21 protein-coding genes are annotated in these 19,673 nt (G+C 57.9%); 8 read left to right on the forward strand and 13 right to left on the reverse strand.

The annotated features are described in order from the left end of the window. Positions 1-2,355: DUF748 domain-containing protein (locus Q669_RS11170; protein ID WP_022992289.1), on the reverse strand; the 2,355-nt coding region annotated here is incomplete at its 3' end. 178 nt (positions 2,356-2,533) lie between these two features. Between Q669_RS11170 and pdxH the strand changes: the two genes are divergently transcribed. From pdxH to Q669_RS11195, 5 genes are read left to right on the forward strand one after another with little or no spacing between them, the layout of a single operon-like run. Beyond that, positions 2,534-3,169 (forward strand): pyridoxamine 5'-phosphate oxidase, encoded by a 636-nt coding sequence (gene pdxH, locus Q669_RS11175; protein WP_022992290.1) that lies wholly within the window; start codon positions 2,534-2,536, stop codon positions 3,167-3,169. Further along, positions 3,138-3,902, forward strand: coding sequence for a 4'-phosphopantetheinyl transferase family protein (locus tag Q669_RS11180; RefSeq protein ID WP_022992291.1), 765 nt, complete (start codon positions 3,138-3,140; stop codon positions 3,900-3,902). Before pdxH ends, Q669_RS11180 begins: the two co-directional genes overlap by 32 nt. A 10-nt stretch (positions 3,903-3,912) precedes the next feature. Then, entirely contained in the window at positions 3,913-4,497 is a 585-nt protein-coding gene (locus Q669_RS11185) for a DNA-3-methyladenine glycosylase I (RefSeq protein ID WP_022992292.1), read from the forward strand. Positions 4,498-4,554: 57 nt separating this feature from the next. Beyond that, the gene (locus Q669_RS11190; RefSeq protein ID WP_022992293.1) at positions 4,555-4,860 is read left to right on the forward strand and encodes a DUF6482 family protein; all 306 of its coding nucleotides are present in this window, start codon (positions 4,555-4,557) and stop codon (positions 4,858-4,860) included. Then, entirely contained in the window at positions 4,857-5,312 is a 456-nt protein-coding gene (locus Q669_RS11195; RefSeq protein WP_022992294.1) for a DUF3429 domain-containing protein, read from the forward strand. The genes Q669_RS11190 and Q669_RS11195 overlap by 4 nt, the downstream gene beginning before the upstream one ends. A gap of 1 nt (position 5,313) precedes the next feature. Here Q669_RS11195 and Q669_RS11200 read toward each other — a convergent pair whose 3' ends face one another. The 8 genes from Q669_RS11200 to Q669_RS11235 form a co-directional block, all read right to left on the reverse strand. Then, entirely contained in the window at positions 5,314-6,306 is a 993-nt protein-coding gene (locus Q669_RS11200; protein ID WP_022992295.1) for an RNA polymerase sigma factor RpoD/SigA, read from the reverse strand. Positions 6,307-6,544: 238 nt separating this feature from the next. Next, positions 6,545-8,002 (reverse strand): aspartate kinase, encoded by a 1,458-nt coding sequence (locus Q669_RS11205; protein ID WP_011783729.1) that lies wholly within the window; start codon positions 8,000-8,002, stop codon positions 6,545-6,547. Positions 8,003-8,052: 50 nt separating this feature from the next. Further along, a complete protein-coding gene (gene ectB, locus Q669_RS11210) occupies positions 8,053-9,321 on the reverse strand; it encodes a diaminobutyrate--2-oxoglutarate transaminase (RefSeq protein ID WP_014420132.1) in 1,269 nt (422 codons plus the stop codon). 181 nt (positions 9,322-9,502) lie between these two features. Continuing rightward, entirely contained in the window at positions 9,503-10,018 is a 516-nt protein-coding gene (gene ectA, locus Q669_RS11215; protein WP_011783727.1) for a diaminobutyrate acetyltransferase, read from the reverse strand. 149 nt (positions 10,019-10,167) lie between these two features. After that, positions 10,168-11,124 (reverse strand): metallophosphoesterase family protein, encoded by a 957-nt coding sequence (locus Q669_RS11220; RefSeq protein ID WP_022992296.1) that lies wholly within the window; start codon positions 11,122-11,124, stop codon positions 10,168-10,170. A 21-nt stretch (positions 11,125-11,145) separates the two neighbouring features. Then, the gene (locus Q669_RS11225; protein WP_022992297.1) at positions 11,146-12,549 is read right to left on the reverse strand and encodes a sodium:solute symporter family transporter; all 1,404 of its coding nucleotides are present in this window, start codon (positions 12,547-12,549) and stop codon (positions 11,146-11,148) included. A 31-nt stretch (positions 12,550-12,580) separates the two neighbouring features. Next, positions 12,581-13,552: a radical SAM protein gene (locus tag Q669_RS11230; RefSeq protein ID WP_022992298.1), complete on the reverse strand. Its 972-nt coding sequence runs from the start codon at positions 13,550-13,552 to the stop codon at positions 12,581-12,583. Then, positions 13,518-15,728 (reverse strand): FAD-dependent oxidoreductase, encoded by a 2,211-nt coding sequence (locus tag Q669_RS11235; protein WP_022992299.1) that lies wholly within the window; start codon positions 15,726-15,728, stop codon positions 13,518-13,520. The genes Q669_RS11230 and Q669_RS11235 overlap by 35 nt, the downstream gene beginning before the upstream one ends. A 189-nt stretch (positions 15,729-15,917) precedes the next feature. Here Q669_RS11235 and Q669_RS11240 point away from each other — a divergent pair, with 189 nt between their 5' ends. From Q669_RS11240 to Q669_RS11250, 3 genes are read left to right on the forward strand one after another with little or no spacing between them, the layout of a single operon-like run. Next, a complete protein-coding gene (locus Q669_RS11240) occupies positions 15,918-16,538 on the forward strand; it encodes an RNA polymerase sigma factor (protein WP_036149568.1) in 621 nt (206 codons plus the stop codon). Beyond that, positions 16,532-16,792 (forward strand): zf-HC2 domain-containing protein, encoded by a 261-nt coding sequence (locus Q669_RS11245; RefSeq protein ID WP_036149570.1) that lies wholly within the window; start codon positions 16,532-16,534, stop codon positions 16,790-16,792. The genes Q669_RS11240 and Q669_RS11245 overlap by 7 nt, the downstream gene beginning before the upstream one ends. A 12-nt stretch (positions 16,793-16,804) precedes the next feature. Further along, a complete protein-coding gene (locus tag Q669_RS11250; RefSeq protein ID WP_022992302.1) occupies positions 16,805-17,509 on the forward strand; it encodes a haloacid dehalogenase type II in 705 nt (234 codons plus the stop codon). Here Q669_RS11250 and Q669_RS11255 read toward each other — a convergent pair. From Q669_RS11255 to Q669_RS11270, 4 genes are all read right to left on the reverse strand, one after another. After that, positions 17,506-18,444 carry a DUF3179 domain-containing protein gene (locus tag Q669_RS11255; RefSeq protein ID WP_022992303.1) on the reverse strand — a complete coding sequence of 313 codons (939 nt, stop codon included), beginning with the start codon at positions 18,442-18,444 and terminating at the stop codon, positions 17,506-17,508. The genes Q669_RS11250 and Q669_RS11255 overlap by 4 nt on opposite strands. Beyond that, on the reverse strand, positions 18,437-18,808 hold the full coding sequence (locus Q669_RS19100) for a glutaredoxin family protein (RefSeq protein ID WP_022992304.1): 372 nt from the start codon (positions 18,806-18,808) through the stop codon (positions 18,437-18,439). Before Q669_RS19100 ends, Q669_RS11255 begins: the two co-directional genes overlap by 8 nt. Positions 18,809-18,877: 69 nt before the next feature. Beyond that, on the reverse strand, positions 18,878-19,204 hold the full coding sequence (gene nrtS, locus Q669_RS11265) for a nitrate/nitrite transporter NrtS (RefSeq protein WP_022992305.1): 327 nt from the start codon (positions 19,202-19,204) through the stop codon (positions 18,878-18,880). Positions 19,205-19,228: 24 nt separating this feature from the next. Continuing rightward, the gene (locus Q669_RS11270) at positions 19,229-19,624 is read right to left on the reverse strand and encodes a hypothetical protein (protein ID WP_022992306.1); all 396 of its coding nucleotides are present in this window, start codon (positions 19,622-19,624) and stop codon (positions 19,229-19,231) included. Positions 19,625-19,673 lie beyond the last annotated feature (49 nt).

The following is a 19,673-nucleotide window of genomic DNA, read 5'->3' on the forward strand; positions in this document are numbered from 1 at the left end:
GAGCGGAGTCACTGATTCAGGAATCTGGCCAACGCTGAATTCCGGATCTGACATGTCCCCCTGAATGGGCAGATTAACTTCGATCACGCCGTCACGATCCGTGAGCAGAGCCAGACCCAGTTTGACCGGAGCGTTAATGGCCTGTTCGCTGGCCACCGCAGAGCCCAGTTGCATTCGATCCAGGATCACTTCGTTGGATGCCTCAAGCCGGGTACCGGTTATCTGGTAGTCCAGTGCCATTTCCAGCTTGCCGCTGTCGACTGAATAACCCAGATAGCGGCCAAAATAGGGCGATAGTAATGGCAACGCCATGTCTCTCATGGTGAGTTTCAGGTTACTGGGCTCTTCGGTACCCAGAGCACCCAAAGTACCGTCAAACCGCACCGGTGCCACACCCGCCAGCTGGCCGCTTATCGCCACCCGGCCCTGTTGCGGAGGAACATTGCTGATGCCGGTTACCGACCCGGTCAGTTCCCGGAACGCGGTGCTGAAGGCCGGCTCCAGCGTGCGGTCGGTATAGGCCATGGAACCTTGTTCCACCACCAGTTCACCAATGCGGAAAATAAAGCCCGGCTCGGAGGCTTCCGACGACTCGGTTGGGCTGGTTTCTGCCTCGGAGGCCCCGCCATCCTGAATAATCTGCTGCAGATTGTGCAGTCCGTCGGCGGCCCGGATGACATTAACCGCCGGGCTGTTCAGGGTCACGGTGCCGATTTCCAGCCGGGCGGGATTAAGGTTGAACTCCACCGGGGCCAGGCGCAGCAACTCCCAGGACACCAGCTCCCCGCCATTGCCCGGTAGCCGCGTGGCCAACCCGGCAATTTCAGCCGTGCCGCTGAAGGTGCCGGTCAGGGGGTCATCCTGGCCATCCAGATCCAGATTGCCATCGAAACCCAGGCGCCCGTCCACCAGCTCCAGGTTTGCGGCATCGGCAACATAGGGTTGGATAACGGGCAACAGGATTTCGCTGCCGGACAACGCGCCCTCAAAGGTAAACGGCGCCGGAGTCATCTGGCCAATGGCGGTAATCCGGCCACCGGCGCCGAGTTCCGCGGAGACATCGTAGGAAACCGGTTCATCCAGGCGGTGGGAGAGGCCACCCATGGTAATGGCCAGATTATTCACGGCAATGTCGGCGTCCTTTTCCGGCACCTGATCCCACCAGCGCACCTGGCCACCGGAAAGCTCGACGCCTTGAACCGACCAGCGGAATGGCTCGCCCGAACCAGATGCCGGCTCCGAAGCTTCGGATTGATCGGTTCCAGCGGTTGCCAGAGACGCCTGCCAATCCACCTCGCCCTCGGCATTCCGGGACGCAGCCAGCGACGGTTGCTGGATCGACACCATACCAACGGTGGCCTCGCGGGCCGTCAGGTCGAAGCCAATGCCCTGAATGGCAATCGTCTCTGTAGCAAGGGCGGGCTGGTCATCGGAAGGCGAGAGCGCCAGCGCCAGTTGCTGGATAGTGAGGTTGCCATCGGAGGTGATCAGTTCAAAGCGATCGCCACCGGCCAGTTCATAGCGGGATTCCAGGGTCACGGTGCCAGCGCGCAGCTGCCACGGCAGATAGGGAGCCAGGAAGTGGGCGAGGGTATCGTGACGAAGCCCTGAAAGCCGGAGCCGGCCTGCGGAGTACAGCGGGGTAACGCTCAGATCCCCCTCCCATTCAATCACCTGCTCACCCAGAGCAGCCATCACGGAATACTGACTGTCGCTGCCATCCCGGGGCCAGGTGGCCAGATCGTTCAGGGTAAGATCCAGCGGCGCAACCCGAAACTCGGCAGGGTCGCCACCCTGGGAGAAGTCACGGAACAGCAGCTCACCACCATCGATGGTCACCTGCTGGAAATACAACCTGGGCGGATTACTCGACTCAGCGGTTTCAGGCCGGGTCGTGTCCTCTTTCTCGGGATTGGCACTGCGCCAGTCCCGGGCAAAATTGATGTCATGGTCCTGCAGCAAATCCAGGCGAACGTCCGGCTCCACCAGACGGATTTCCTCAAACCCGATGATACCGCGGAGCAAACTGAGGAAACTGAGATTCACCCGCAGGTGATCAAACGACGTCACCGGCTCCCCATCCGCATCCTCTGCGGAAAAGGCGTCTGCTTCCAGGCTGAACGCAAACGGGTTGAACCGAACATTCTCCACCTCGGCCTGCCAGCCCATGCGCTGGTTCAGCTGTTCCGGCAGCGACCGTTCCAGCCACCAGGGCAGAATCAGGAAGCCGGCCAGGGCATACAGGCCCAGTAGCACCCCCAGTGCGATCAGCAGGTTCCTGACCAGGTGGCTCTTCCGGCGACTCGCTACTCGGTGGCTTGCTACCTGGTTATTCTCTGCCTCTTTCTCTGCCACAAGACTCTCCCTCTATCTGCCCACGGCGCCGTGGCCGGCCATGGTGCAAGCATAGCGCCCGTGTACGGTGTTTGTCAGCGAATTCACCAGACCGCACACGAAACCTGACAGCGGCCACCGAACCCGATATGCTCCGCTGACGTATGACTCCCTGTGTTGATCAACGGAGACGAGCAGTATGGATATCGGCGATATGCGTCGGGATTTCGAAAGCGAAGGGTTGGACCGGGAACACCTGAACGATGATCCGGTGCAGCAGTTCCAGGCCTGGTTTGAGGATGCCAGAACGGCGGGCATTCTGGAGCCCAATGCCATGTCACTGGCCACCACCGGTGCCGATGGCATGCCCGATCTCAGAACCGTGCTGCTGAAGTATTTCGACAACCAGGGCTTTGTGTTTTACACCAATTACGGCAGCCGCAAGGCTCAGGAGCTTCAGGAGAACCCCCGGGCGGCCCTGCTGTTTCCGTGGATTGGCCTGAACCGCCAGGTGCGTATTCAGGGTGCGGTAGAAAAGGTCAGCAAGGCGGAATCCCTGCGCTACTTTTCCTCCCGACCCCGGGGCAGCCAGATTGGCGCCTGGGTCTCGGAGCAAAGCCAGGTGATTACTTCGCGAGGCCTGCTGGAGCAAAAAGTCGCAGAGATGAAACGAAAATTCAGTTCCGGAGAAATTCCGCTCCCCAGTTTCTGGGGCGGGTACCGGGTGGTTCCGGAGCGAATCGAATTCTGGCAGGGAAGGCCGAGCCGGCTTCACGATCGATTTGAGTACGTGAGAGAAGGCGATGGCTGGACAATCCAACGACTGCAACCCTGACCGGCCGGCGATCTGGCTATGCCACCAGATCAACCGGAACCTGTCCCAGGCTCCGGCCTGGATGACAGCCGGTGAGGGCGAAACCCTGGCGCGCCTGGAAGGGCCCAGGCGACAGGAATACCTGACCAGCCGCTGGCTGATCCGCCAGGCTCTGGCCCGGGCCAGTGGCGAGACTCCGGAAAGCTGTCGCCCGGTACCGGGACGGCCGGTTGCCTCCGCCAGCCCGCAGGGTTGGCACCTGTCCCTTAGCCACAGCCAGGGGCTGACTGCCTGTGCCACCGGCCGGAGCGCCCTGGGGATTGATCTTGAACCGAGCCAGCGCCGGGCAGACTGGGCCAGAGTGACAACACGCTGGTTCACCGCCGTTGAACAGGAGTGGTTGCTAAGGGCGGACGATCCTTTCAGTTTCCTCAAGGTCTGGACTCTGAAAGAGGCCTGGCTCAAAGCGACCGGACGGGGCATCGCCGGCAACCTGCAAACTCTGGAAGTGCGCAAGAATTTCGAGCTGTACGGGGATCAGCCAGACCGACACTGGCAGGCCAGTTGTCTGTATGCCGAGGGCTTTCTGGTCACCCTGGTTTATCCCTGCGATGGCAGCCCGGATAACACCAGTCTCTGGCCGGAGATCACCTTGCTGGAACCACCGCCGGATGACTACAATCTGGAGCCGGCTCCCAGCCTCGACCTTACCTGGGAGCCACTGTTTCACCGGCTGATCAGAGCCCGACCCTAGCGAGGCCACCATGCCCCAGACCACCGGCCGTTGCCCCTGGTGCGGCACCGATCCACTGTACGTGCACTACCACGATACTGTCTGGGGGCGCCCCGAATACGACGATCAGGCGCTGTTCGAGAAACTCTGCCTGGACGGACAGCAAGCCGGTCTAAGCTGGATTACCATCCTTCGCAAGCAGGAAAGCTATCGTCAGGCCTACGCCGGATTTGATCCGGAGCAGATCGTCCGCTTTGATGATGAAGATATCGACCGCCTGCTGGCAGACCCCGGAATCATCCGGAATCGCCTGAAAGTCCATTCCATTATCCGCAATGCCCGAGGCTTCCTGGCTCTGCGGGATCAGGGCATCTCGTTCTCGGAGTTTCTCTGGCAATTCGTCGACGGCCGGCCGATCCAGAATCGGTGGCAGGCACTGGCCGAGGTCCCCGTCACCACCCCGGAATCTGAAGCCATGTCCAAGGCCCTGAAGAAAGCGGGCTTTAATTTTGTGGGCCCCACCATTGTCTACGCCTTCATGCAGGCCACCGGCATGGTCAATGATCATCTGGTGACCTGCCATGCCCACGCCGAGTGCCAACAACTGGCACAATGATCTTACCGGGCCGGTTGGTCGTAAGTTCCCCAGACACGCCATTTCGGGAGCTTTACGGTGCGCATTACCCTCGACGAACTCAAAAACCTGGAACAACCGGTGATCGACCTTCTGGAGATCCTCTCCCTGGAGGGGCAGCAATACATGGCACGGCTACACGGCCCGGAAGGCATGAAGGTGCTGTCCGATCATAAGGGGCAGACCCGGCTGTTCCGAAGTGCCTGGCAGATTCAGGACACGCTTTCTGGCTACACCATCCGGGAAACCCAGGTGGTGCATCCCTCGGCGTACCACGAAATGGTTGGTATGGCGCCGGCAGACATCGAACCCATGCGGATACAGGTACAGAGGCAGAAGTCGTGATCTCAGTTGCTCGCCTGGCCGTTCTGGTCGGCATTGCCGGCCTGATTCCATTCATTCTTGGCACCGCTGGCCTGTTCCTGATGCCAGCCAACAGCGTTGCCATTCTGGCGTGGTTCTATATTTACAGCGCCGGTATTCTCGCTTTTATGGGCGGAATCTACTGGACCATTGCCATGCAGCTGGAAAACCGCTCCTACCCGCAATCGCCCCTGGTGACCATGCTGCTGAGCCAGTTGTTCTTCGTTGCCGCCGGTATCGGGCTATTACTGCAGACGCCACAGAAAATCCCGCTCTACATCGTCGCGTTCCTGTTGCTGTATCTGGTGGACGCCCGCTGGATGCGTACCTACTGGCCGGCCTGGTATCTGAAGATGCGATTGGTGCTGACCACCGTGGTACTGGCCTGCCAGCTAACGGTCGCTGCCTGGTTTTTCCTGCTGCACGGTGCCTGATTCAGGCACCGTCAGGATCTGTTCCAAACAGCGCCTGCAGTTTTCTCAGGGCCCCTTTCTCGATCTGTCGCACACGCTCCCGGCTCAGGCCCATCTGCTCCGAGATGGTTTGCAGAGTCTCGGGTTCAATCAAGCCAAGCCCGTAACGCCGGGTCAGGATATCCCGCTCCCGGTCCGACAGTTCCCCCATCATGCGCTCCAGCCGAATCATCCGGTCCCGCGCCCGAAACGGCTGATCCGGGCGGGTATCGGCACCCGCATCGAGACTGTCGGCCAGGGTCACCGATCCGTCTTCAACCAGCGGAACATCGGTCGACACTTCCCTGGACGCCAGGGCTCTCAGTTCGCCAATCCTGGAGGGTGTGGCCTCCATTTCCCGAGCCAGCTCGGACTGGGTAGGCTCCCGGCCAAGGGAGTGATGCAAGCGCATGGACACCTTCTGCAACTGGCGGATCTCCTCCACCACATTCTCCGGCGTATGCACCACACGCACACCCCGCTGCAGGCAGCGGCGCACTTCTTCACTGATCCACCAGTAGGCATAGGTGGAGAACCGGAAGCCCTTGCCCGGGTCGTAGCGCTCCACAGCCTTGATCAGACCAACATTGGCATCCTGAATCAGATCCGACATGGGAATACCATGGTGGCCGTAGCGCCGGGCAATGTGCACCGCCAGTCTCAGGTTGCTCTGGATCAGGCGGTGACGGCAGGCCATGGCAAGGTGATAGGCCCGGCGACAGCGGGCCGAAAAGGCGCAGGCATCGCCCAGGCTACCCACCACATCCCGCAGGGTTTGTGGTGTATCCTCGGGTAATGCCAGTTCGGTATGAATCACCTTTAGCGACCGGATCAGCTTTCTGGCCAGACGCCGTTCATCGGTTTCGCTAAGGAGGTCATGCCGGGACGCATCCCTGAAATACAACCCGACCAGGGAATCCCTTTCACCATCGTTGGGCAGCGTCGGAAGCGGTCCCGGCCGGCTCTGTATCTGCATGGCTCGGTACCGGTTTGATATTTACAGGGAATACGCAGATCAGGCAGGCATGGATTCCCCTGCAAACAGCGGGAAACCGAAATACGGAAAGGCAGATATGACAGTGAGAGGAAGGGATCGGTCACGCCCGGCCATGAAACCTCACAGGTTGTGAGACGGCCGACCGGGCGCCCGATCTGGAGGCAAGACTCCTCCATTACCCACAGACGAAGCGACCGGTTCCGCCTGTGGGTAATTCCTAGCCGGCGGTGGTTGATGCCGCCACGATGGCATATTCGTGGTTATGGGGTTCAATCAGCGCCCCGTGCAGGGCCACAATCGCCTGGTCGTATTTGTCTTCATCAACCACGAACTGGATATCCACCTGGCGCATGCACTGGTGGATCGCCAGCACGCTGATGTCATTATCAGCCAGTGATTTTACCGAACGGGCAAGAATGCCCGGCACCTTCATATCACTGCCAATGGCAGACACCAGGGCCACTTTGCGGGTACTGATTTCGGCATTGGGGAACTCTTCCTCCAGTGCCTTGACCACCCGCTTCACGTGCTTGAGCGTGGTATCCACGTAGTGGGTAATGGTATTGGCATTGGTGTCCTTGGACATGAACCGCACTTTAAAACGGCTCAGTACATCCAGGATACGGCGGTCGGAACCCGGCTCGCCCTGCATGTCCTGGTCGAACACCTCAATGGCAAATACGCCTTTGGCACCTGCCACGATCTCCACCTGGGGTTTTTCACTGACGTAGTCGCCAGTGATCAGCGTACCAGTGTGCTCCGGCTCGAAGGTGTTCATCACCCGCAGCGGAATCTCGTTCTGGCGCAGACCTTTACCCGCACGGGGGTGAATCGCTTCCATCCCCAGGTTGGCCAACTGGTCGGCGACGTCGTAGTTGGTACGCCCTAACGGAACCACCTTGTCTTCGCCAACAATGTTCGGATCGGCAGAGCTCAAATGGTATTCCTTATGGATGATCGCTTCCCGGGCGTTGGTGATCACCGCCGTGCGGCTGAACGTCATCTCACTGTAGCCCCGGTCGAAGGTACGCATCAGACCTTCCTTGCACTGGGCATAACCGGTCACGATTGGCAGTTCCCGGCTCAGGTCGATGGCATCGAAGGCCTGCTTGAGCTTTTCATCCAGCGGCAGCAATTCACTGTCGCGCCAGCCGGTGAGATCGACAAAGCGGGCGTTAATACCTTCCTGCTGCAGCTTCAGGGCGGTATTGAAAGCACTGTGGGCCTCGCCAATCCCCGCCAGCATCTCCCGCACGGTAAGCAGATGCTCTTCAAGCTGGAACTGGCCATAGGAACACAGGCGCTGCAGGTCGATCAGGCAACCCCGGACACCTTCAATGCGATCAGTAATGAACTGGTCCGCCTGCTGCTTGAGCATCGGATCGGCAAACAGCTCACCGTTGATGTCCGTCAGCAGTTGAATCAGCTTGGTAAGGTCGTCGCCCCAGGCCCAGTCGGATTCGGCATCGGCAAACAGGGCATAGACCCCCGGCTCGCCGGTTTTCTTGTGCTCCAGCAGTTCATTGGTCACGCCGCCGTAGGCAGAGACCACAAAAATCCGCTGGTAGAGGTCGCTCTTCTTGCGCTTGCCAATAATGATATTGTCGCGCACGGCCTCATAGTTACTCATGGAAGTACCGCCGATTTTCTCGACGGTATGTTGTGCCGTTGTCATGTCGTTGCCTTTGCTATCCTGCGGAATGTAAGTGTGGGATGGCGGGCGTCTTACGACGCCTCGCTAACACCTTCCTGCATGATCTCATCGACACTCTCGGCCAGGATTTTCACACCCAGGCGCAGATCATCTTCGCTGGTGGTCAGCGGCATCAGGCACTTGATCACCTCATCGTTCGGGCCACTGGTCTCGATGATCAGACCGTGCTCGAAAGCACGCTTGGTGATCGGCCCGGTCAGATCTGCATGCTTGGCCTCGATGCCGCGCATCAGGCCCCGGCCTTTCATCTTGAACTCACCCGGATACTTGTCGCAGATGGCCTGCAGGGCATCACCCAGCACCTTGGTCTTGGCCTTCACTTCGTTGGCAAAGGTGTCGTCCTTCCAGTAGGTTTCAATGGCGGCACGGGCAGTGACAAACGCCATGTTGTTACCACGGAAGGTACCGTTGTGCTCACCGGATTCCCACACGTCCAGTTCCGGCTTGAACAGCACCAGTGCCATCGGCAGACCATAGCCGCTCAGGGACTTGGACACGGTCACAATGTCCGGCTTGATGCCGGCGAACTCAAAGCTGAAGAACTCGCCGGTACGGCCGTTGCCCGCCTGGATATCATCCACAATCAGCAGAATATCGTGCTTCTGGCACAGCTCGGACAGACCTTTGAGCCACTCGGCACGGGCGGCGTTCAGACCACCTTCGCCCTGCACGGCTTCAACAATGACGGCAGCCGGCAGCTCAACGCCGGAAGAGCTGTCTGACAGCACCTTGTCCATGATAGCCAGGGTATCAACGTCTTCGCCCAGGTAGCCGTCGTAGAACATGAAGTCGACATGCCCCAGAGGAATACCTACGCCACCACGGTGATGCTCGTTACCAGTGGCTGCTACCGCACCGGTAGTGACACCGTGAAAACCGTTGGTGAAGGAAATGATGTTGGTACGGCCTTTCACCTTACGGGCCAGCTTCATGGCCGCTTCCACACAGTTGGTACCGGTGGGACCGGTAAACTGCATCTTGTAGTCCAGACCGCGGGGATCGAGGATGTGCTTTTTGTACGATTCCATGAAGTCGTGCTTGGCGGTGGTGAACAGGTCCAGGCCCTGGCTCACACCGTCCGCTTCAATGTACTCAAGCAGCGCTTTCTTCAGGATGTCGTTATTGTGGCCGTAGTTCAGGGAACCGGCACCGGCCAGAAAGTCCAGGTATTCCTTGCCATCTTCGGTGTACAGATGCGCGTTCTTGGCGCGGTTGAAAATCACCGGAAAAGCACGGGAATAAACGCGAACTTCAGATTCAGTAGACTTGAAAATTTCCATTGTCTTGCCTCTTAGCATGTCAGGTTCGAGGTAAATGCGCGGGAGCCTGTCGGTAAAACGTGTCGGTCGCAACAGACCCGCCGAGCGTTGCTTTAAGCCGTATGGCAGGCCCACCCCGGGTGGCCTGCCGGCTACTACAATCTCGTCAGTGGTTCACGCCAGAAGGCGTGAACACAGGCTCTCAGACAGGGTTCGTGAAAGGCCCGATGCGCAGCAGGAACTCAGAATCGTGCTTGCCGCCAAAGTGGGTCTCTTTCTCGAAATGCTCGTGGTAGGTGAGCTCGGCTCCCAGGTCACGGGCGAAAGAGCGGAACAGCGCCCAGGAGGCCTCGTTGTCTTCGGTAATCGTGGTTTCCAGGTGCGTGACATTGCTGCACGCGTCCCGGCCAACGATTTCCTTCAGCATCCGCTTGGCGAGGCCCTGTCCACGACCTTTCTCGTGAACCGCCACCTGCCAGACAAACACGGTCTCGGGCTGTTGGGGAGGGATGTATCCGGAGATAAAGCCGACCAGATCGCCTTCCTTCTCCGCGGCCACGCCGGTCTCGGCAAAGTGGCTGCACTGCAACAGGTTGCAGTAAATCGAGTTGGGGTCCAGCGGTGGGCATTCCGCAACCAGCTGGTGAAGCCTGTAGCCATCATCCTTCGTGGGTTTGCGCAGGGTGATGGCGGTGGTATTCGATCCTTCTGATGTCATAACGTGATCAATTCGCTGCCAAAAGTTAGTGTTGAATTATATAGACCACAAAATATATTTCAAGTCGACCCCGGTCAGCCATCAAACACGGCCCGAGCCCGGTTATTTCAGAATAGACCGGATTGAAGCATTTGCCAGTGACAGATTGGTTACCGAGAAGACGGAAAAATGATGTCCTCCGGCGTAAGATGGGTGCCGTCAGTCAGACGTTTTCGATAGGACACAGCGGCAGGCGACCCTTCGGGCCAAAGCCGGTCAAACTGCGCCAGCCAGACCCCGATATCGTAAGCCACCGGTATCAGCGAAATATGCAGGCCGGATCCCGCAATTGCCGCCAACGGCTCCATAAAAGGGCTTGCAAAGCCAATGCGGGTAACCAGCCCCCGGGAGTCTGCGCGCAAATTACCCATCCCGGCCGCGCCGTTATTGGCCACGATCCGTTGTTTTTCATCCACTTTACTGGACCAGACCACAGGCAGGCACGTGTGGGTGCAAGCAATTAGGTCGGCACCGGTGGCGCGAAACCAGTACGCCAGCTTCTCCTCGCTACCCGAGGTAATAGATTCGTGAGCCAATCCCCACCCAGCCAGAGACTCCGGATCACCATGCAAGATCAAAATCTTTAGGCCTCCAAATATCAGGCAACGGTATCGTGGCAATAACGAGAGTTTCTTTTGAATATCGGGATGTCGGTCCGCCACCACCTGCAGGCGTTCCATGATCTGATTGGACCGTTCCACCACGCCCTGATCCACGTACTCCGGGTACGCGCAGCCACAGCCCGCTCCGGCATTGGGGATCGAGAGCTCGTAATCCACGTTGCCGAGAATCGCCGTGTGATCCAGAACCCGGCTATTGATCTCCCGGAACAGGGCGTCATCGGCGTTGAACCAGTTGAAATCACCATTGAAGACCAGCTTCACCCGGTGGCCATGGCTTTCCTCTGCTCGCACCATGGCCTCTATTTCATCAAGGGCGAAGGCGTTGCCGTAAAGACCACCAACGATGTACAGCACATCCTCAGAAACATGCGCGGGCTCTCTGCAAAGAGACTCTGGCTTGTAGCGATAGGCCAACGGGCAGCTGCGCCCCTCTGTATCAGACATGATCTGGCCCCTCCGTTTTGGTCAGGCGCCTTCGGCGGCCACCGACTTTCCAGCCAAACGCTTTAACAGCAAGGGCAGGAAGAAACACGCCGTACAGATCAGGAAACCGTAAGCATTCACTCCCAGCAACATCGCATAGGCGCCGTCGCCAATCGCCCAGCTTGATGGGATCAGGCCCACCGCCAACAGAACACCAAGACCGAGCCCGGTCCAGAAACTGAGATGGAAGCTCCAGGGCGACCACTGGGTAAAGCCGTAAAACAGGAAGACCGGCGCCAGTCCCATGACCATGGTTCCTGAGATAGTCGTGGCCTTGAGGATATCAGTGCCGGCGAACATGGGCAGGTTACCCAGGAAGGCAAAAATCACCATCACCACGGCCCCCACTCTCATGCTCGGCAGCTTGTCCGACGCACGCCGCGCCAGGCGAGGCAGATCCACCGCAAGGGACTTGGCCAGCGAGGTAAAGGTGGAATCGAGAGTGGAACCGGCCGAGGTCATCATCACCACGCTCATGAAGAACAACGCCGCAAGCCCCAGGGACTGGCCCACTGCTGCGGGCGCGTTACCCATGGCCTCAATGCCGTTAAGCCGGGCGTGAACGCCCACCAGACTGAAAATAAACACCGCCACAAAGCCCAACAATCCGGCGACCACAAAGCTCTTGAGCATGGTCTTTTCCTTGTTCACAAAGCCCCGGTCAGTCAGCACCGGATCGTGGAATGGATAACTGAACAGTTGCAACAGAGCCACCAACAGCAAGTCGAAACCAGCATTGAGCCGGAACTCGCCATTAGTCAACAGGGCGCTGGTGTCGTTGGCAGGGATGATCAGGAACAATACCGCCCCCACAAAGAACACAAACACGAAGGCCTGAATCACATCGGTGAAGATCGACGACCGCAGCCCACCCTTCAGACTGTAAGCCAGGGTAAACACCGTAAACAGCATCGCCGCCGCGTAATACTCCCACTCACCGGGCAACCCGAAGTAACCGCCCACCACCGCGGTGTTACTCCAGACCTCGTTATAGAGCCGGATAAGAACCGCCGCGGCAAACGCCAGACTGGCCAGCCGCCCGAAACGCGACGTCAGAAAATCCTGCAGACTCCGGGCCCCGGTCTGGGTCCGGATCAGGTAAATCACATAGCCTGCCACCGGGATGGACAGCCAGTAACTGGCATAAGCCAGACCGCCCACCACACCATAAGCCGCTCCCAGATTCGCCGCATTAGTCACCGACTTGGCAAAAATCCAGCTGATAAAAATACTCGCCGTCAGCGACCACTGACCCACCGGGTTGCCCTGATCATCGGCGCCCTTATAAAAAGAGTTTGCGTTCTTGCTCTTGGGCGACAGCGCAAACATAACCACGCCGTAGACCAACAGGAATCCCCAGAACAGGGATGCTTCGGTAAAATTCATTGTCTTGTTCCTGGTTTACTGTTTAACGAATCTACGCAGGCGCCGAACAACTCGCCCCAAAGCGGTAGCACGAGAAACACCGGTGATGCCGCAACATGATCCGCTCGTCCATACTCTCCGCCAGCGTGCCTCCGAGGTCATACTGCGGATCATCGTCCACCAGGGTGCAGGCATACACCCGCACCTGTTCGCCCTTCTTCACCAGCATCCGCGTATAGGTGCACATAAAGTGCGACCGGGATTCCTTCGTCGGATACTTCTCCATGCAGGTCTCGGTAATCTCCGGGCTGCCATCTTCCGAACCAGGCGTGCCCAGGTCCGGAAACGCGGTGAACGCGAGGTTCTCCGGAATACCCCATTCCCGGAAGATCCCACGGAACGCGGCTTCGACATCTGCAGGAATTTCCTTCGGATCGGTCTGGCGGGCAATGGATACCTTGAAACCCTGTTCGATCAGCCAACGGATGCCCTGCAAGGCCTCATCAAAGCTGCCCTCGCCGCGGTCCTTGTCGTGCCGGGCGCGGTCGGGAAAATCCAGGCTTACCCGGAAGTGGATCGGATAGGGGTTATCCAATAAGGGCAGCACCTGGTGCTGGCGCTTGTGCAGCGGCTCAGTGGCGTTGGTGAGCACAAAGCAGGGGCGGTACTGGCTCGCGTAGTCCAGGATATTGACGAAATCCCGGATCACGAAGGGCTCACCACCGGTGAAGGAAAACTGCTCCACGCCCATGTCAATGGCTTCGTGGATAAACGGTTTCACGTCAATGAGCTTCATGCCCGGGATGCGGCCATCACCGGGATGGGAACCCTCCAGGCAAAACGGGCAGGCCAGGTTGCAGGCGGTACCGGTGTGTATCCACAGCTCTTTTAGCCTGTCGGCATCGATGTATCCCCGGGGATCACCGTTGCGGGTGTGGGTCCAGCTATCACGGGCCCGGGGTTCCAGAACTTCCACGGCCGGAATGCGTTTAGCGCGGGCCGGTCGGGTTTTGGTCAGGGGCATAGTGGCTCCTTGGTGTATTCGTCTTTTTCCCACGGCGCCAGCCATGGAGCTTCTCCAGCAGCTTCAGAATGCCTTCAGGGGCATGAGAGCGCTTCCATTCACCGGCCGCGTACTTGGCCGACTCGTTCCAGGTCGGGTAGGGGTGAATGGTGCCCAGGATCTTGTTCAGGCCCAGACCGTGTTTCATCGCCAGGGTGAACTCGGCCAGGATTTCCCCGGCGTGCGTGCCCACCACCACAGCGCCAAGAATCTTGTCTTTGCCCGGCGGTGTCAGCACCTTGATAAAGCCATGGTCCTCGCTTTCGGCAATGGCCCGGTCCAGGTCATCCAGGCCATAACGAGTAACCTCGTAGGCCACGCCCTTTTCCTTTGCCTCAGCCTCACTCACCCCAACTCTGGCCACTTCCGGCGAGGTAAAGGTGACCCAGGGCATTACCCGATAATCCACCTTGAAGCGCTTGAACTGCCCGAACAGACCGTTGACGGCCGCGTACCAGGCCTGATGGGCCGCAGCGTGGGTGAACTGGTAGGGCCCCGCCACATCGCCGCAGGCGAACACGTTCGGATAACGCAGGCTCATGTCCTCGTCCACCGGCACGGTGCCATTGGGCAAGGTGTCTACGCCGATCTGCTTCAGGTTCAGGCCAGCGGTATTGGCGGCACGGCCAACCGCAACCAGCACCTGGTCGAAAGGAATGCGCACCTGATCACCCTCATGCTCGCAGTAGGCAACCTTCTCTCCATCCTCTGTACGGAATTCCACCGCAGAATGTTTCAACCGGACATCGATTCCGTCGGCTTCAAACTGCTGGAGCACCAATGCCGAGACATCGGGATCCTCTTTGGCAAGCAGCCGCTCCCCTTTTTCTACCTGGGTGACCTGACTGCCCAGCCGGGCAAACGCATGGGCCAGCTCGGAGCCAATAGGACCACCACCCAGCACCAGCAAACGTTCCGGTTGTTCCTGAAGATCCCACAGATTATCCGATGTGAGCGGCTGCATATCCTGAAGTCCGGGGATCGGCGGCACCGCCGGTTTACCCCCGGTGGCAATAATAATGCTACGGGCGGTCAGATGTTCGGTACGACCATCGTTGTGCTGCACTTCAAGCTCCCAGGGCGAAACGAAGCTGGCTTCGCCGGCAATGCAGTCCACACCCAGTTTGCGGTATCGCTCCGGGGAATCGTGGGGCTCCACTTTCGCGATGATATCCCTGACCCGGGTCATGATGTTTTTGAATGAGCCTTTCACCGGCACCGACTCCAGCCCGTAGCGGTTGGCATGACGCAGGGTATCCGCCGCCCTGGCGCTGCGGATCAAGGCTTTGGAGGGCACGCAGCCGGTATTCAGGCAATCGCCACCCATCTTGTGCTTCTCAATCAGCGCCACCTTGGATTTCACGGCAGCGGCGATATAGGCCGACACCAGCCCGGCGGAACCGCCGCCGATGACCAGCAGGTTGTAGTCAAAATGCTCAGGCTTCTGCCAGCCGGCATACACCTTGCGACGGCGAATTAAGCCCACTACAAACTTGGCAATCAGCGGGAACGTCGCCAGTAGTGCGAAAGACAGCACCAGGTTAGCCGAGAATATGTCATCGGTAGATTGGATCTGCCCCAGTTGGGTGCCCGCATTCACATATACAAAGGTACCGGGCAACATGGCGATCCAGCTCACCAGTGCATAGGTACGCAGCTTCATGGCCGTGAGGCCCATGGCCAGGTTAATCAGGAAGAACGGGAACACCGGCACCAGGCGCAGAGTTGCGAGGTAGAACGCCCCGTCTTTTTCAATGCCCCGGTCCATTTTCGACACAGTTTCCCCGTAGCGCTTGCGCAGCGTGTCCCGCATCAGAAACCGGGCCACCAGGAAGGCCAGGGAGGCACCGATGGTTGAGGCAATGGAGACGGCAGCCAAGCCATAAAGATTTCCGAAGAAAGCGCCGCCCGCCAGGGTCATGATCGTAGCACCGGGCAGGGACAGGGCTGTTACCGCCACATAGATCAATGCATAGCCCGTTACTGCTAACACCAGGTTGCGGTCAATCCACTGTTCGATTGCACTCTGATGGGACTGCAGATTTTCCAGGGTAAGCAGTTTATGCCCGTCGAAACCCAGGAAGATCCCTACGAGAGCGGCGATGACCAGAAGAAGTAATAACTTGCTGCGATTCATATCCATGCCTGTCTTTGGTGTATAGACCATACGCTGTTATAGCAAAGACACGATCACACGCTGGATGTTACAGCGCTTCTGAACTATTATTTTTGAGCAGTCGCTACAGAATGCCGGAACTTTTGCAGGTTCCGAAACACTTATAGAAAGACAAACAGCCAGGCTTATTTCGACGAGGGACGGAAACCCATGGATACAGCGGTACGCCCGGAATCTGAGACATCAATGATTGAAGACCTGAAGCGGGGCGACGCCACGGCATACCATCGGGCTGTGCGAGACTATTCACCCGGCATGCTGGCGGTAGCCCGGTTTTATCTCGACCATTCAAGCGCAGAAGAAATCGTCCAGGACTGCTGGGTGACGGTGATTGATGCAATCCAGAAGTTCGAAGGGCGGTCCGGCCTGAAAACCTGGCTACACCGTATTGTGGCCAATCGCTGCAAAAACCGGCTTCGAACGGCTAACCGGGAGGTGGCCATGGACTTCTCCGAGACCCTGGAGCCGGAACTGGCCAACCGTTTCAATTCCACAGGACGCTGGGATCTGCCCCCCAAGCTGCAATTCCATGATTCCGCAGACACACTGATGGAAAACGGCGCCCTCAGCAATTGCCTGGATAAACACCTCTCTGCGCTGCCCGAAACCCAGCGTTCCGCCCTGATTCTCTATGAAGCCCACCAGCACAAATCGGACGATGTCTGTAACATTCTGGATGTCAGTGCCTCTAACCTCCGTGTACTTTTACACCGTGCGAGGCAAAAGATCTTTCTCATGGTAGAGACCTTCCAGGAGACAGGCGAATGTTAATGTGCAGGGACCTGGCCGAAATCGCCGGTGACTACATCGATGGCGAACTCAGCGGTCGGCAGAATCTGTCTGTGAAAATGCACCTGATGATGTGCAAGGACTGCCGGACATTTATCGGTAACCTTCGCGCGAGCAGTGAACTAATGAGGGCTCACTCTTCCGGCAAGGCCGATGACGAGTTTATACGCAGGATTGATGAACGGGTCGCCGAAGCGCTGAACACCCGTAAAACCAAAGGTAATGATTCAGACTGAACAGGATCTGCAATGATCAATCAGAAACCCGTCCTCGTCTTCGACGTTATCGAAACCATTTTCTCGCTGGAAGCGCTGGCCAAGGCCTTTATGGCCGAAGGCCTTCCCGAACACGCAAAAGATCTTTTCTTCGCACAGTTGCTGAGAGATGCCTTCGCCACATCAGCAACCGGAACCTATGTCCCTTTCGTCGACTTGGCCCGGGGAACATTACAGGTCTTGCTGGCCAACTACGGGGTTGTTAACCGAGAAGCTGCAGCTGACCCCATTGTCGATCGCATATTGCCGATGTTCGGTCAGTTGGATGCCCATCCGGATGTCAAAGAAGCACTGACCCTGGCGAAAGACAAAGGAGTGCAGGTGTTGTTCTTCACCAACGGTTCGGAACGCAACACACAAGCACTTATCGCCCGGAATGGCCTGGAACTCCTGGTTGATCACGTGGTTTCAATCGATGCCTTCGGGCAATGGAAACCGGCAAAAACGGCTTACCAGAACGCCGTTCAGCATATCGGCAGCACACCTGAACACTGCGCCATGATTGCCGCCCACGCCTGGGATACCTTAGGAGCACAGAACGCGGGCATGGTGACCGGCTGGATAAGCCGACAGGACCGCGTGTTCCATCCCGCGATGAAGGCACCCTTCTGTCAGTCGGATAATCTTGTCACATTGGTTGATGAGATTTCCGAGCGCCTAAGTCCGACAGGCTACTAGCGTCCTTCAAAGATGGTTGTTTCAGGGTAGAACGTATACCAAGCGAACCAAAACGCTCGCGTTGCCGGAATCAAGGTTCCATCTGTTGTTCTGAGCTCGGCAGAGGGTACCTCTGGGTTATAAGTCAAGATCACATCCATACCCCCAATCTCATCATAGATCGGCTCGGACTGATCGGCGACTTCCGGAAACGGCCAGGCCCGGGCCTCCCCGTTGTATGTCCAGCCCAACACCCAGGTTTTCGGGTGGTATTTCCGGCTGGTATGGGTGACCGGAAAATAGAGCCGCTCGGAGTGGTCGTAATCGCCATAGGGCGACATTCGATAATTGCGGCGATGGCCGGTATCGGCCGAAAGCACTTTTCCGCTTCCTTCAACGCGCTCCCGCCAGCGGTGCCAGAGTTCATGGCGGATGGCGACGGGCTTCAGCTCCGTTCCAGCGAGAGGACCCGAAACCGCCCGCCCTTCAATCTGCGACCACAGGGATTCGGTCTGATGGTCGTACATGAGCAGATCACTGTTATACAGCAGACCCGAGACTCCGAACGTAAGAGTCCGCCCGTCTACCCTTGGATCAAAGGCCATGCCCGTGCCGCACAGCGGGCAGAAGGTGATCAGCAACGGCGTGCCGCCAAGATCATGATTCACGATCTCGTGCCAGTTCAGGATTCCAATAGGATAGGCAAAACTGACCTCTCCTTTGTCATAGGTCAGCATCAGGTCATCGGACCGCCAGAGGGATGCGTCTTCAGGGTCCTGGAACAGCGGTTCATTAATCGATGGAATGCCGTCCCGGGGCGGTCCTCCGCGGAGAATCTCCTCCACCGGCACAAGCGCATTGCCAAGCTCGAACCCATTCTTTGTTTGACTGAAAGCCGGCTGGGCGAATAGCAGCGATGCCATTGCCAGAATCACGAGATTGTTGAATCTATTCATGACTCCTCCCGGGGATGCCCAGCTCTCTGAGTCGCTGCTCGATTCTCGGTACGGAAAACCCATGCAACCGCTCGCCACCAATCAGGAAAAACGGTGTCCCTCTGCCGCCGAGTCGCTCAAACGTATCCCGTGCAGCCCGGGATGCGGTTATATCGAATTCCAGGTAGGAGATCTGGTTGTCGTGGAAATAATACTTGGCCGCCTCACAACCCGGACAGAATGGCTGCGAGAAGAGAACGACACGGGAATCCGGTGTGCCCATGCTTTTTTCAATAACTTCACCGGCCAACAACGTACTGTTCCAACTCAATAAAACGGCCACTGCGGCGGTTACTGCAAACGCCCTTGCGATTGGCATCTTCATGCTCACCTCCCAGGCAGGAGACAGGACCCTGCTTGCTGCTACGAGGGAGACACTGCACCAGCCGGTTTGTTACACCGAATCCGATTGCATCTGGATTTTTCGGGCCTCTTCATGAACCGCCTGCTCAGCTGCTTCGGCCTCCCGAAGCAGCGTCAGGTCCTTGGTCACGCTAGTGTAGGTTGATACCAGGTAGGGCACGCAGTACGTCAGCAAAACTTTCATCCAGTCCATGGATTCGACATCCGTGACCGCTTCCCATTGATTGATCAGCACCAGAAGTGTACCCACCACCACCGCCAGCTTCGCAGCACGCCGGGGCGTGCCGTGGCTTACCGCTAGTTCGCAGGCATCCCTGCAGCGGCGGGCCGGGTTCCGCAGAATATGAAAGAATGACATCAAAACCTCAGGATCAGGATGTTGTTATCTGAAGAATCCCCGAATGACTCTTTCAGCTTCAGGAGTCTTTAGATCATCAGGACGAACGATGAGAATATCAGCTTTCTGGCCTTCTGATGGAAAGCCGATTTTCTTCCCGGGAAAGACCGCCTCGAGTTCTTTACCCAGAGACTTGATGGCCATATCCGGCTTTAACAGTGTAGCCACCACCAGTGGCACGCCTGCCCAGGTTTGCTTAACCATTTGGAGAACATCCGCGAAACTGCCTGCCTCCGAGGTGACACTGCTGGAAACAATCACACCTGCAGGCTTCGGGGAGCTGCTGCCGGTGACAGGCGTAAAGCCGAGCTTGGTAAGCAGTTCGGTCATCGGCTTACGAATGAAAGGATGGGGACGGGCGAGAACAACTTCTTTGGACATAGCAGACTCCTGACTTGCTGTTTCAAACGAGTTACAACGTCAAGACACC

The organism is Marinobacter sp. C1S70 (genome assembly GCF_000475355.1).
Classification (GTDB): domain Bacteria; phylum Pseudomonadota; class Gammaproteobacteria; order Pseudomonadales; family Oleiphilaceae; genus Marinobacter; species Marinobacter nauticus.